12 protein-coding genes are annotated in these 14,032 nt (G+C 46.0%); all 12 read right to left on the bottom strand.

Translation table 11 applies throughout. The annotated features are described in order from the left end of the window. Position 1: 1 nt before the first annotated feature. Entirely contained in the window at positions 2-994 is a 993-nt protein-coding gene (locus tag G632_RS0105755; protein ID WP_022768074.1) for a rod shape-determining protein, read from the bottom strand. Positions 995-1,149: 155 nt separating this feature from the next. Further along, positions 1,150-1,839: a pseudaminic acid cytidylyltransferase gene (gene pseF / locus G632_RS0105750; RefSeq protein ID WP_022768073.1), complete on the bottom strand. Its 690-nt coding sequence runs from the start codon at positions 1,837-1,839 to the stop codon at positions 1,150-1,152. A 14-nt stretch (positions 1,840-1,853) separates the two neighbouring features. Further along, positions 1,854-2,927 carry a UDP-2,4-diacetamido-2,4,6-trideoxy-beta-L-altropyranose hydrolase gene (gene pseG, locus G632_RS0105745; RefSeq protein ID WP_022768072.1) on the bottom strand — a complete coding sequence of 358 codons (1,074 nt, stop codon included), beginning with the start codon at positions 2,925-2,927 and terminating at the stop codon, positions 1,854-1,856. After that, positions 2,927-3,982: a pseudaminic acid synthase gene (gene pseI, locus G632_RS0105740; RefSeq protein ID WP_022768071.1), complete on the bottom strand. Its 1,056-nt coding sequence runs from the start codon at positions 3,980-3,982 to the stop codon at positions 2,927-2,929. The genes pseG and pseI overlap by 1 nt, the downstream gene beginning before the upstream one ends. Positions 3,983-3,996: 14 nt before the next feature. Then, the gene (locus G632_RS18950; protein WP_022768070.1) at positions 3,997-4,452 is read right to left on the bottom strand and encodes a GNAT family N-acetyltransferase; all 456 of its coding nucleotides are present in this window, start codon (positions 4,450-4,452) and stop codon (positions 3,997-3,999) included. A 36-nt stretch (positions 4,453-4,488) separates the two neighbouring features. Next, complete coding sequence (locus G632_RS0105730) at positions 4,489-5,577, bottom strand: glycosyltransferase family 52 (RefSeq protein WP_022768069.1); 1,089 nt, start codon at positions 5,575-5,577, stop codon at positions 4,489-4,491. Between the two features lie 137 nt (positions 5,578-5,714). After that, positions 5,715-7,373 carry a hypothetical protein gene (locus G632_RS0105725; RefSeq protein ID WP_022768068.1) on the bottom strand — a complete coding sequence of 553 codons (1,659 nt, stop codon included), beginning with the start codon at positions 7,371-7,373 and terminating at the stop codon, positions 5,715-5,717. A 115-nt stretch (positions 7,374-7,488) separates the two neighbouring features. Then, entirely contained in the window at positions 7,489-9,231 is a 1,743-nt protein-coding gene (locus tag G632_RS0105720) for a DUF6044 family protein (protein ID WP_022768067.1), read from the bottom strand. Further along, a complete protein-coding gene (locus G632_RS18945; RefSeq protein WP_022768066.1) occupies positions 9,221-10,366 on the bottom strand; it encodes an N-acetyl sugar amidotransferase in 1,146 nt (381 codons plus the stop codon). The genes G632_RS0105720 and G632_RS18945 overlap by 11 nt, the downstream gene beginning before the upstream one ends. A 51-nt stretch (positions 10,367-10,417) precedes the next feature. Further along, positions 10,418-11,938, bottom strand: coding sequence for a sensor domain-containing diguanylate cyclase (locus G632_RS20975; RefSeq protein ID WP_022768065.1), 1,521 nt, complete (start codon positions 11,936-11,938; stop codon positions 10,418-10,420). Between the two features lie 34 nt (positions 11,939-11,972). Then, positions 11,973-13,115 carry an EpsG family protein gene (locus tag G632_RS0105705; RefSeq protein ID WP_022768064.1) on the bottom strand — a complete coding sequence of 381 codons (1,143 nt, stop codon included), beginning with the start codon at positions 13,113-13,115 and terminating at the stop codon, positions 11,973-11,975. Beyond that, positions 13,116-14,015: a hypothetical protein gene (locus G632_RS0105700; protein WP_022768063.1), complete on the bottom strand. Its 900-nt coding sequence runs from the start codon at positions 14,013-14,015 to the stop codon at positions 13,116-13,118. Between the last annotated feature and the right edge of the window lie 17 nt (positions 14,016-14,032).

Here is a 14,032-nt window from a genome sequence, read left to right as displayed (position 1 = left end):
ATTAATCCTCGCGGTAACCGGATACGAATTCAATGTAACGGCCTGTTCCGATAGCAACGGCTGTCATTGGATCCTCAGCGGTCATTGTGTTGATACCTGTCTTTGAATAGATAAGGTCCTCAAGTCCGCGAAGAAGTGCTCCACCACCGGTAAGAACAATTCCTCTGTCAGCGATATCTGCTGCCAGCTCCGGGGGTGTATTCTCAAGGACGCTATGGATAGCCTCAATGATCTGGCTTGTAGGCTCTCTGAGCGCCTCTTCTGTCTCTTCTGATGATACTCTTACTGTCTTGGGAAGACCTGTTACAAGGTTTCTTCCTCTTACGTCCATTGTGTCGTTCTCAGCTCTTGGATAAGCTGAACCGATCTTGATCTTGATATCCTCGGCTGTTCTGTCACCGATAAGCAGATTGTGTTTCTTACGCATGTAACGAACAATTGCCTCGTCGAAGTCATCGCCTGCAACCTTAACGGATGTGCTGACAACGGTTCCTCCAAGAGAGATAACAGCGATATCTGATGTACCACCGCCTATATCAACGATCATGTTTCCACATGGCTTTGTAATGTCAATTCCGGCTCCGATAGCTGCTGCAATAGGCTCCTCGATGGTCTCAACATCTCTTGCTCCGCAGAGTCTTGTAGCATCTTCTACCGCCTTCTTCTCAACCTCTGTTGCTCCGGAAGGAACGCAAACAGCGATAAAGGGCTTTCTGTGGATCCTTCTGCCGATAGCCTTCTTGATGAAGTATCTCATCATCTGCTCGGTTATCTTGTAGTTGGAAATAACGCCCTGACGAAGAGGTCTTACAGCTACGATGTTACCCGGTGTACGACCAAGCATAAGTCTTGCATCCTCTCCGATAGCCTTGATCTCTTCTGTATCTCTGTCGTAAGCCACAACTGATGGCTCTTTTAAAACAACGCCCTTACCCTTGATATATACAAGTACAGAGGCTGTACCTAAATCGATTCCGATATCTGCATACTGCATAATTCTCAAATACCCCTTTCAACGCATTTATGAAAGCGCATAAACGCGGATAATAACAATAAGTCTATGATTTCATTCCACATTATAACGCAAAGGATGACAATTTAAAAGAGGGCATTCATCCTTTATATATATCGGATGCCCCCTTTCATAACTTAACCTTCATTCAAAAGATTGTATTTAAGCTCTGCCAGTTTCCAGTCAACTTCGTTGTCGATGTCCTGAACCTCAAGTTCCGAGAGTTCCATGGGAAGGATATCTCCCACCATTATCCCGCGGTTCTTAAAAAAGCTCTCGCTCCTTACCACATAAAACTGCCCTGCGTCGTGGAAGTGCGGCTCAAGATCCTGGCTCCTCTTTGAGAGGTTCTCAGGCTGCCTGAACACCAGCTTTCCGTCGTGTACCTCCATTGCCCTCTGAGGCGGATAGGAGAACCTTACAACGGGGATAAGTGAATCGGCATCAGATTTTGCCAGCTCCTCAACAGCGTCTTTTAACCTCTTTGCTGTTATAAACGGCGCCGTAGGATAGATGCAGCAGAAGATGTCGAATTCCTCTCCTCTTTCCTTGTAGGTATTGAGCACCTCTTCGATGACATCAACCGTTGTAGCAAAGTCATTCGCAGTCTTCTCGCTCCTGAAGAAGGGCACCTTGGCTCCGTACTTTTTTGCAATCTCTGCAATCTCCTCATCATCTGTGGAGACCATTACTTCGTCGAACACTCCGGATGAGAGCGCCGCCTCAATTGAGTATGCGATGATGGGCTTACCATTGAACTCCTTTATATTCTTACGGGGAATCCTCTTGCTTCCTCCCCTTGCTGTGATCATAGCCAGTGTTTTCATAGATAAATCCTCACTTAGTTTATTGTTAAAAGAGCTTTTGCAATCCTTACAGCTCCTCGGCCGTCAGTAACGCCGGAAAGGGCATTCTTCATGGCCGACAGTTTTTCTTTATTCGTCAAAAGAGCTTTCACCTGATTGCAGATATTCTGCAAGGTCTCTTCTCTGTCTCCCTCTTTGGTAACATCTCCTGCAAAAGACATTCCGCCTGTCCCCTGCCAGAATGATACGTTGAACTTCTGATTGTCAGCCACCTGATAGTATATGACAGGGAGGCAAACAGCTGCGCACTCTGTCAGCATGGTGCCTGCTGCTGCGATGGCAAGGTTGCAACTCCTCATAAGATCTGCCATCTGCTCCACGTTCTTTAAAACTTCAACATTCCGGTATCTGCCGGCGTAGTCCCTCAGGATGTCTATGCCGGATACCATGTTGCCGGCAACAACCTTGAAGTTTGCCTTTGAGATAAGGTCCTGCTCCTCCATGGCCTTTATCACGCCTGAGAGCATTCGGTAATTGTCCGTCCCTCCGGAGGTGACAAGGATGTTGAAGTCATCGCTTTTTGCATTGCTGCTATCTGTTTCTGAGTAAAACTGCTCGCGAAGCGGTGCATAGGACAGGCCAAGGAGCAGCTCTGTTGGCGCTTTCCTGTATCCGCTCTGTCCCTTGTAGAGCTCTTTATAGTTCATGCTCTCATAGTATCCGCTGTAGTTAATGAGTATATCTACCGGATAAGGCTCTTTTCCCAGATCGTCCATGTAGGCGATGGGGCAGATATCCTTAAGTTCTTCAAAATATCTGACAGTGACTTGATAGGAATCCACCAGAAGGGCTTTAATTTTGCGCTCATCAAGTTCGCGTCTAAGTGCCGGGATCTCTTTTTCCATGTCCTGCCAGTTGCTGCCAAGGACAATCGTCTCGATACCGGAAACGCCTTTCGCGTAAAGGTTAACCAGTTCTCTTGACTCTTCGTCCGCCACAAAAAAGGTCACAGACTCTCCCTGCTTTACTATTTCCTTTGCGATAGTAATGCAGCGCATGACGTGACCTGTTGCGATTATTCTGTTGGCATCTGCTCTAATACCGATCATCAGTCAATAAGCTCCCAGCTAAGGGGTGTGCCTTTCTCTATGTCCTGAGATGCCTTTCTGCCGAGGACTTCCTCGTAGTGCTTGGTGTGCATTCCGATTCCCGGGCGGATGGATCTCACGTTTTCTTCAGTTATGGTCTCGCCCTTCCTAATGTCTTTTACCACGAAAAGAGATCTTGAAAGGCCGCGTTCCTTGATCTGCTTGTCAGTAAGCTTGTATTCATAGCTTCCGAGGGCTTCTTCCATGATGCGCACTTCCTTGACCATCTGGGCAAACTCAGAGGGTTCCATGGAGAAGGCATCGTCAACGCCTCCGGCTGAGCGGTTCAGGGTCAGGTGCTTCTCTATCATCCTGGCACCGAGGGCGATGCTTCCAACGGGGATTGTTCCGCCGGGCGTGTGGTCTGAGAGGCCGACAACGCAGTCGTATTTGTCCTTAAGATTCTGCATCATGCGAAGGTTCACAAGGTTGTAGGGTGTAGGATATGCGCTGACACATTTAAGAAGGATCACCTGGTCGTTACCCTCTTCCTTGCAGGTGTTAAGAGCGAGCTCTATATCCTCCTCGTAGGCAATTCCTGTCGCGAAGATAATGGGCTTGCCGAGCCTTGCGATCTTCCTGATAAGGGGAATGTCGTTTATCTCAAAGCTTGCGATCTTGTAGGCAGGAACATTTAAGTTCTCAAGATAATCTACGGATGTGGGGTCAAAGGGCGATGAGAACGCCTCCATTCCGAGCTTTTTGGCCTCAGCAAAAAGGCCTTCGTGCCACTCCCAGGGAGTGTAGGCCTCCTCGTAGAGGTTATGAAGGGTCCTTCCGGCCCAGAGTCCGTCGCCGGGTGTCATGAACCAGGGCTTGTCGCAGTCGATGGTTATGGTATCCGCTGTGTATGTCTGAAGCTTGATGGCATCCGCTCCCGCTTCCTTGGCGGCGTGGATGATCTCTATGGCTCTGTTGTAGTCACCGTTGTGATTGCCGGAAAGCTCAGCCACTATCATGGCAGGGTGGTTTTCTCCAACCGTTTTGTTTCCGATCCTGATCTCTTTATTAAACATAGTTATCTGTCACCTCAAATTTCTTTTGTGAAGCAGTAGGAATCTTCTTCCTCTGACTGGGTGTAGCCGTTTGCGATAAAGCACTTGCAGGAAGCTTTGTTGCCTTTAAGGACACTGCCTTTGAGTCCGGTTATCCGCTCTCCCGCTTCTGTTTCTGCAAGGGTCTTTTCAAGAAGGGCAAGGATCTTTTTGCCATAGCCCTTACCGCGGGCTTCGGGAGCTATCATATAGCTGATCTCTCCCGTGGTTCCCTCTATGTCTATCCTGATGTTGCCGGCCTTTTTGTTGCCGTTCATGAGGATGTACATGAGGGTATTCTCCCGGCCGAGGCGCTTTCCGAACCAGAGCATGTGGCTCTCAAGGTCTATCTCGTCCTTGTTAAAAGAGTTTGCGCGGGTATCGGGGTCATTTCTCCAGTTAAAGACATCCTGCGCATCTTCAATTGTCGCATTACGTAAAAACAATGCCATTTTATTTTTCCTTTTGGGTAGCAGTGCTGCTCCGTGCTATTTGTCGAGATTTTCTGTCTTTCTGTGAATGGACGGATCCTCGTATTTATCAAGAAAATCCAGGCCCAGATAGACAATCTCTTTTGCAAAATAAACATTCTCCATCTGAGTGATGACGGAGATCACTTTATCAACTTTAAAGCCCTCGATGTCGCCAAGAACTTCCATGGGGAACTTGTCTCTGATGACAACTGTGTCAGGGAACTCTTTTTCATAGTCAAGAACATCCCTGGGGTGGGGCTTGATGATAACGCGGTTGTCTGCCTTGTACTCATCGATGATGTCGCCAAAGAGTTTCTTACGGACATCCATCTCGCAAAGGGGTTCGGTAAGGATCATGACCTGTGGACGTTTGTCGCTGCCATCTCCGATGAGCTGTGATACTACGCTGTCTTTGTTCTCAAGGAAGATATCCACCAGGACTTTGTGGTCCTCAGGGGTGAGCTTATTATTGAGCTCTTCTCTGGGCTCCTCCACTACGTTTGGCGGAAGCGAATGATTGGCGCTGATATCGTTGACTTCATAGTCTATGCAGTATCTGCTGTATCCGCTCTCTATAAAGATCAGCCCAAGCGCTGCCATGGCGCGCTTAAGGGGCCATGCACCTCTGTTGGCGTTGCGGGCCTGATCGTCAAGCCTTCCGGAATTAAGGCCATCCTCAATGGCATGATAACGGATCTTCTTGTAATTTAAGTAGTAGCCGATAGGGTCCGAGTCGCAGAACACATACACATCGCTGTACGCTGAGAGGTCTGTCGGAATATGTGGTTCCTGGAGCTTACCAAGGAGCTTGGTATAGGTGATCCTCTGAAGAAGATTGGCAACAATGTTGCCCTTGTCCCTGTGATAGCTCATGACTTCTTCGCTGGTCACATCTTCCTTCTCATCAAACATGAAGACTCTATCGAACACTCCGGCTCTCTCGAGGCGCTCTTTTAACCTTCCGAAGTCATTGGACATTGTGCTTAGCATGATGTCCGCCTTGGCGCTTGAGTCATGTCTTTTCACCAGCTCTTTTACCACAGCTATGTAGGCGTGGTAGTAGGTGTGGCATATGTAAATTCTTGTGTTATCTCTTTTACTCATATCAACAATTATATTCTAATTGCACAAAATAAAAAAGATGAGTCACTGGGGACGTTTCAGATTGACTCATTTTGAGTCAATCTGAAACGTCCCCGGTGACTCATTTTGAGACGAACTGAAACGTCCCCGGTGACTCATTAATCCTGTACGACTGCGTATTCTACTGGCTGGCCGGAGAAGTACTCGTCGAAGATTCTGGTAAGATTGGAGTCGTCCTTAACCTCTTCGGCAGTAGCTCCGTCCTTGGCGTAGTAGTAAGTAGCGTTGCCTGCTGTGTCGAAGACTTCGGATGCTTCCTCGGCTACAACGAGCTTATTATCCTTAACTGTGTACTTGAAAACCTCATGATGTCCGCCGACGTAAATGTAACCGTCATTGAGGGTAACAGGATAAGCTGTTCCGATTGAAGCTACCTGACCGATCATTACGATAGAATCATTATCATATACAAACAGTGATGAATCGATGGCATTCTTGGTGTCATTCTCTCCGTTGTAGCATGCGCTTGAAACGAAGAATACGTCTGTATCTCCGACAGGTTCATTTGCATATCCCATGCCGGGCTTGAAGTCATCGATCATCTTGGTGAAGGTTGCGTACTTACTAAGATCAACCTTTGAATAATCGATAGGAATAAGGTCTGAGATGGGCTTAAGGTCGAGATTTAAGTATCTCTCCTCAGTCATCTTAAGTCTGTCTGTGTAATCCTCCTCGGTCATGCTCTCCCAGGTCGCTCCGTCATCGTAGCTTACAAACCATGGATTCTTCTCATCTTCGTAGCCGTCATACTTAAGCGTGAACTGCTGTATAAGATTTGTTGTGCCGGGTTCGATCTCATATAAAGCCACTTCGTTTTCATTTGCACCGCCGGAAGCAACATTTGCAAATCCGCTGTACTCAAGGGCATAGCATCTGTTTCTTGAAGTTCCGCTGATAACGTGTGCCGGCTCTCTGTTTACCATGGTGTAGATGTCGTACACCACGGTAGGCTCGCTGCTATCTCCGATAACACCGATGATGAGATCGTCAACACCATCGCTTGAGATATCCCTGTAAGCATAGCCAATCTTATCAAGTGCCTTCTCGCCCTCGTTCTGGATGAGTGCACCATACTCCGGGCTAAGGCCATTCTCCTCAAACTTGGCTGCATCCCAGCCCTCTGTGCAGGCCTGAACAAATGAATCAAGTGTAACAAAGTACAGGTCCTCACCCTTGATGCCTGCACCGTACATATAGTAATAACCATCATTTGCCTGAATGGATTCGATAATGCTGTCTGTTGCCAGATAAAGCTTGTTGTAATCCTCAGCTGATTCCATATCGGGATATGTCACGTAATCCCACTGTACATCTGATGGATAGCCCTTTAAGACATCTACAGTCTGTCCCTCGGGAGTCAGGATCTCGCCAACCTTTGTGTACATTCCGCCTGCAATGTAGTTCTTGTCTACATCTGCAACTACGGAAAATGCATATCCACCAAAGCCTGCCTCGTTACTTGCCTTGTCGTAGAAGCTGATCTCGTTACCGTTTATGTATGCAAGAAATTTGCCCTTGAATTCCTCGGGCATTGTTATTGAATAAAGATCTGTTGAAAGAACCATGTCCTCAACATAAGTAATGTCCTGACCCAAATCAGCTTCTGCAGTTTCTGTCTCGGGAGCCTGCTCTGCAACCTCCTGCGCTGCCTCAGTCTCCTGTGCCTGCTCTGCAGGTGCTTCTGCTACCTGCTGTGTTCCGCAAGCTGTAAGTCCAAACATAACACCAACCATTAAAAGTGCAATTCTTCTCTTCATAATAAATCTGTCTCCTCTTCTCTCTTAAGCGACCGTTGTGGCCTATCATTTTTCTCAACAAAATGATAATAGCATTAGATTTATCACAGAATTATCACACCAATCTCAAGGTGCTTTAAAGTTCATAAACAAAAATGGTATAAGGACTGCTCTCATCCGTGTAACTGCCAACCAGATTAAGGCCGATATCTGCAGCATTACTGATTTCAAACCTTGCAAATATATATTTGCAGTCAAGACTCCTTAGCTCATCCATGTCGGCAACAAGTCTCTTGTCTACGGGATCCATAACGCGAAGTGGTGCGTAGGTGTTTTCATCATCAGCTGAGATAAGGTTGACCCTTGCTCCCCATCCGACGAAGTATGAAGCAAGCGAAGGTGAGCCTTCAAAAGCAGGCTCAATAACCTTGGTCCACTTATCCTTGTACTCCTGAGCATACATGCCGAGATATCCGTCAACGGAAGCAATACCGTTGTAGTTGAGGATAGCGGGATGGAAGCCGTAGGTAGCAGACCATTCGCCGTTATAATCAATCTCGTCCTTGATCTTTTCAAAAAGCTTAGCTGAATAGAACTCGTTGTAATTAACAGTGCTGGTTTCTTTGTGCTTAATAACCTTGTATGCCTGATTGTAGCAGGTGTAGTAGAAATCGTTGTAAACCTGCGGAACAAACATTACAACAACCACTGCCAGGGTGACGATAACGTTTGCAAGCAGCTTAAGGTTCTTTTTCCCATAATCGTACATGCGGATGCAAACAAGAAGAAGCTCTGCGTACCACAGGAAGGTGTTAAAGTAAGCTGTACGTGCAAACTCAAAGCCTGTAAGAGGCGGAAGCAGCATTTCAAAGAGATGCCTGAAAGGTGCAAACTGATACAGACCAAAGATCAACACGTTGAAGATGATCCAGAGCATCACCAGATTAATTGGATCTGTCAGTATCTCTTTTGCCTTACCTGCTCTTACGTGGCCGATGTTGATAAGAACCATTGCAATCAGCACCACTCCCAGCACAATGTAGGTATGTGAATCCTCCGAGTGGAAGGATGTGTTCACAAATTCACTAAAGGCAGTAGCCATGGCCTGTCCGAAGGACAGATCGCCGTGGTCCATGGTGGTCCTGATGGTGACAGTATCCGTTCCGAGCATCTGCCCGAAAAGCCTGTACTCGAGAAGGATATATCCCAATGAGAGAACAACGATTGATGCGAAGGTGCTCTTTGGGAATTTCCTGTCCCTGATCCACAGGATGATAACCGCACAGACCATGTAGCTCAGGATAAAGAAGCCATGGTATGAGAAGTAGGAAATCAGCGGATAGAAGAACACTGCCACATACCACGGAAGTCTCTCTTTAAAGCTCTGCGCGAAGTAGAGCTTTCTCAGGAAAAGAACTATAAAAGGCACCGAGGTAAATGCAATGCCGTAGGTCGGGAAAACCGGTATCATTCCGAAAGCTGCTGCGATGACGATAACAAGGGGCTTATAGTTTTCGTAGCGCTCCTTATATATGTCTTTGGCCAGGAGGATGAAAGACAACATTCCGATGGCTATCTTGGCAGCGTAGCCGGCAAGGTACGCCCAATAGGTGGGCAGAATTATGTAAAAGAAATTGTAGAGATTAAATTCAGAACCGAAGAGGTCCCTTGGCACTCCGTGAAGAATGGGAGCGTCAACTCCGTGAGCAAACCAGAGATGCGCCTTCTTTAGCATCTCATAGTGGCCCATAAACAAATCTAAATTATCGTGGATCTGAAAATAGCTCTCCCCACGAAATACAAGGAACACTGCCGCTTGTATAAGAAGCAGTGTTCCTGTTAAGTACATATACCAATACTTTTTTATCTTATGATTCATAGTCCTCACCAACTGTGAACTTAGGAGTCCATTTTCCGTTTACTTTCTCGAAGAGATCTCTGTTGACGTACTTATCAACAACTTCCCAGAACTCTGCCTCGGTGATAGACAGATACTTGCAGGCCTTGGCGATGTACTGCTGACCGCAGAGTCCGTCGTACTCGTTGACGTACCACTTTCCGTCCTCTCTTGAGAATCTTCCCTCTCTGATGTCGTAGCAGATCTCATCTGTAGCGTATCCGAAACCGAACTTTAAGTACTTGATCATCTGGTTAGGAATCTGAAGATCGCAGTCGAGAGCTGTGTATCTTCTGTAGCGGCCAAGATCATGAAGATCTCCTGATCTTCCGGTAAGTCCTCTTGCAACAGCAAAGTCTGCGTTGCTGACCTGTGACCATTCTTTGGTGTAGTACTGAAGGAATATAGCCTTGATGCCCTTAGCCTGCATCTCCTCAACGGTAGGAATCTTGTAGAGGAAAAGATCTTTTTCAGTAATGTTGTTTGAAAGATCAACGAAGCTGTCTACGCTGGCTCCACGGATTGTCTCAAGCTGCATTACAGAGAAAGCGTTACCTGTTGCTTCCTGGTTCTTGGCAGCGCCAAGAGTAAGAGCTGCGTTCTCGCCCTGGATGATAAGAGGGATGTTGAACTTAACAGCCATGATGTATGAAGAAGCCCAGAGGCAGTACTCTGAAGCTGCGATGATATTGCCGCGCTCAAAGAATGACTTTCTTGCGAGCTTCTTGGCAACGATAGGATTTGGACGGATTGAGATGATGTCAAAACCAAGGTTGTTTAAGTTATTGATGTTCTTGCGACCGATCTCTGTGATCTCGTCAGGCATGCAGTTGATAAGAAGGGGATTAAGTCCAAGCTTCTCCTTGGCATATACTGCCTGGAAGGTTGAATCCTTACCTCCGGAAACACCGATGATACAGTCATAGATATTTCCTCTCTTCTTGGCCTCTGCCTTGGCTTCCTCAGCAAAGCCCCTGAGCTCTGCCTCTCTTGCAGCCCAGTCTATTGTAGCCTTGGATTCCTCGTATCTGCAGGCAAAACAGATCTGCTCATCATCGAATATGATGCCCGGTCTTGTATCCGGCTGAAGGCATCTCTTGCAATATCTCATCTTCATGTCTAAATCCTCCGAAAATCTTATGAATAAATTATCCCGTTAAGTATACAATTATTGTTTTCTTCTGTCTATTCCCGCAGCCTTGTAGTATTCAGCCTTATCACTGTACATCATTCTGTCCGCCACCTTCTCAAGGTCTTCTACAGAAAGTTCAGGATGATCTTTATGGGCTGCATAGCCTACGGCTATTGTAAGTACATTCTGATATTTGCCATGCCAGGATGCAGCCTCATTCTTCATATCAGTCAAAAGAGCTTTTGAGTCATCGGTATGTACAATAGCAATAAACTCATCACCGCCGGTACGATAAACCTTGCCCCTCGAGGCAACTGCCTTTAACAAACATTCAGAACAAGCCTTTATGAGCTCATCTCCTGCAGCATGACCCTTGGTATCATTGGCGGCTTTCAGTCCGTTTACATCAATTGAGAAAACAGAGAAATCGTCCTCGATCTCTTTTTCATGATACACAAGTATATCTTCCTCGTAGCATCGTCTGTTATAGAGTCTTGTGAGCTCATCCGTCATCGCTATACGAATAAGGTGCTCTTCTCGTCTCTTCTCTTCTTCTATGCTTTGGATAGTAAAGACAACGATCATCGGTCTGCCGTCATCGCCTCTTTCAGCCACAATGTACTGAGCTCTGAACCATCCGCTGTACTTGTTGATGAACTCACCGGATATGATCTTTTTGTCTCCAAGCCTGTCCTGAACAGTAGTTATATTTGTAAAATTGATAAACGCTTGTGCCTGGTCCTCTACAATATCCCCCATAATCTGGCGGGTCATATAAGTGTGGTCATACACAGCAAAGTCAAGCTTCTTCTCGTGGAGCTTGTCATCTGCATTATCGTCTCTTAAAGGGCGCTCAGTCATCTTGTAGAAGTCAATGAGGTTAACCTTGTCATAAATCTCCGCCATTGAATCCAGAATGTCGAGCTGCTCTGTCATCTGAGTTTCATGCTCTATCAGATCTTCCTGCTGGACCATTGTGTCCCGGAAATAGGTTGACGCCAGTCTTCCAAGGGCAAGACCTGCGAATGTCATGATAATGGTCTCTATGGTATATCCGCCAATTGCATTAAGAAAATACGCCAGCGTTGTCTCATAGTCTGACCTCATACCGGAAAAATAAGGCGCTACCATCCATGTAGAAAGCAGCATCAGACAGTAGTTGGATATTACAGCGAAAATATATATCCTGGTATCACAAAACAGCAGGCTAAGGAGCGGCACTAAAAACCAGGTCAGATAAACCGCGACACGTCCATAGGTCATATGAGCCAGGAGCATGTTAAAAGCCAACAGTGCAGTAATACTAGTCACCACAGAATCCGGCCACTTCTTAAGCATCAGATAATGTCCAAAGGCAAGTATCGCCACTATCACAGATATCTGAATGCATATATCATAATCCACATTCTTGAATATATCTCCTGCGACTCCAAGCGCTATTGCCGGTCCTGTAAAAATGCAGAACCACAAAACGACATTGAGGGATTTGTTTACTGCTATTCGATTTTTCCTTAAAAATTCTGCATAGGATTTTGTTTTCTGGGGGGCATTATCCATATTAGTCCTCCTGTAGTGGCTTTATATCAGATCTTTAGAACGTATCCGTCTGGTTGAGCCATCTGTGATCGTAAAAGAGCCAGCTCTTATATGGCAGTACTCTTACGCCCATCTTGTCTGCTTCTCTAAGGAAATACAAAAAGTAAAGAACGCAGAAGGCGATTACTGCAGTTGTAACTGCCTTTTTCTTTTTTGGGTTCTTTATGCTGCAGATGATATTTGGCAAAAGAAGCATCTGCGCCGTTGTCAGATAGTATGAAAATCTCGTTACCAGAGGAAGCCAGTAACAGTTCAGGTAAAGAGCAGTTCCCATGATGTTCATGTTGAAATACATGCGATTGTCGATGCGGTTTTTGATGGCATCTTCGTAGCAGATGAGGCATATCACCAGGACAAAAATGCATCCTGCTATCGGAGCTGCATAATCAATAATTGTATGAACTTCCTCGATATACACGGTATTTCTGTATGAAGGATAGAGCTTAAGTGCAATATCCATTATCTGTTTGTTAAAGAGTCCTACCACAGCAGCAAAGACTGCCAAAAGAGCTATCGCCCATTTCTTCCACTGCACCCTTGCCAGAAGGTACATAGGAATTACTACCAGCACAGACTTGTGGAAGGTTGCTGCAAACAGTATCAGTACAAAGAACTTGATGATACCCTGCCAGTCTATATCCACCAGATAGCGCAGTGCAAAGGTGGCGATGGCCAGCGCAAAGTAATACCTGACAGTATTAAAGCTCTTGTAGTAAAGGCCAAATGTCATGAATATGAAAAAACCCCAGGCAAAGCTGTCGCTCTGATCCCTGATCACTTTCAGGAAAACAGCTACTATGGCGGCTCCGAAAACTCCGAACATCAGAAGATAATCTTCCTTGCCTGAGAGTGTGTATAGTATCCTCACAGCCAGATTAAATCCGGGTTCGGTAACAACATATCCCCTCTGGAATATCTCATGGCAGGTAACCACGTAGGTTCCGTAGTCATTGCCAACCTCGTGGCGAAGAGCTGCAAGGGTTGTAAGTATCACAAACACAGAAACAAGACACAGAGCATTAAGAGCTCTCTGCCTTGTAGTATATCCCATCAATATTTCACCATGCGCTTTAGAAACTGTCTGAACATGGCAAGCCAGCACGATGGTGATGGCAGCTATCAGCACGTAAAGAACCATTTACTCCATCACTCCGACTATTTTTATATCCTGCTTCCTAAGGGTATAGACCACCTTGTCCATAACCTCTGTCTTATCTTTTCCGGATCTGAGCTTAAGGATAACTCCGTCCGCTGCTCTCATTCTGTCGAATTCATCAAGATCATATCTGAACTGATCTGTGGCAAGCTCTATATAGTTGCCATCATACTGCAAAAGATGTGATCTGTTGGCGTTGTACTCGTCGGTATCTCTTTTGCCAAGGTAAGGGATCTGTGGGTATCTGATGACCCAGTCTCTCTCGGTGTAGATGGCATCGTCAAAAATTCCGTATAAAAGAACTGCAAACAGACTTACGAAAAGACCTATGAGAGCACCTAAAAATGCTGCATTGCCCTCTCTGGTATACTCGTCATACTCCTCAATCTCCGCATCTGTCCAAAGATCGATTGATGCTATCATGTCCAATACATCTGCAAATGCAGGAAGTGCAACCTTGTAGGCATCAGAAATGCTCTGTATCATCTCCTTGTCTGTACCTGTAACAACAACGGTGAGAATCCTGTAATCTCCAAGGATCTCTCCCTTGACGGACTCAAGTATCTGAGCCTTGGTAATGCCGGGGGCAACTTCCAGTACCTTGTTCACAACAGGGTCATCTCTTAATATTCCGTCCCAAGTATAGGCATTGAAATAATCCGGTCCCTGAGGAAATGCCTCGTAATCAAAGTTTATATAATAGTCGTTTCTTATGCGGTAAACTGTATTGCCACTCTTTACATTGCTATAGATCACATAGCTGACAAATCCCAGCAGCGCACCGAGTGCTGTTACTGCAATGACAATCCAGAATCTCTTTACAAACTGTCTAAAGAACCTTTTAAGGTCTATAGGTCTTGTATCAAAGTCCTTTGTGGACATGTTTTCCCTCCCCCGGA

Origin of the sequence: Butyrivibrio sp. NC2007 (genome assembly GCF_000421405.1) — a bacterium.
Lineage (GTDB): Bacteria > Bacillota > Clostridia > Lachnospirales > Lachnospiraceae > Butyrivibrio.
The sequence above is the reverse complement of the archived record's forward strand: the minus strand, read 5'-3'. Positions and strand labels throughout refer to the sequence as shown.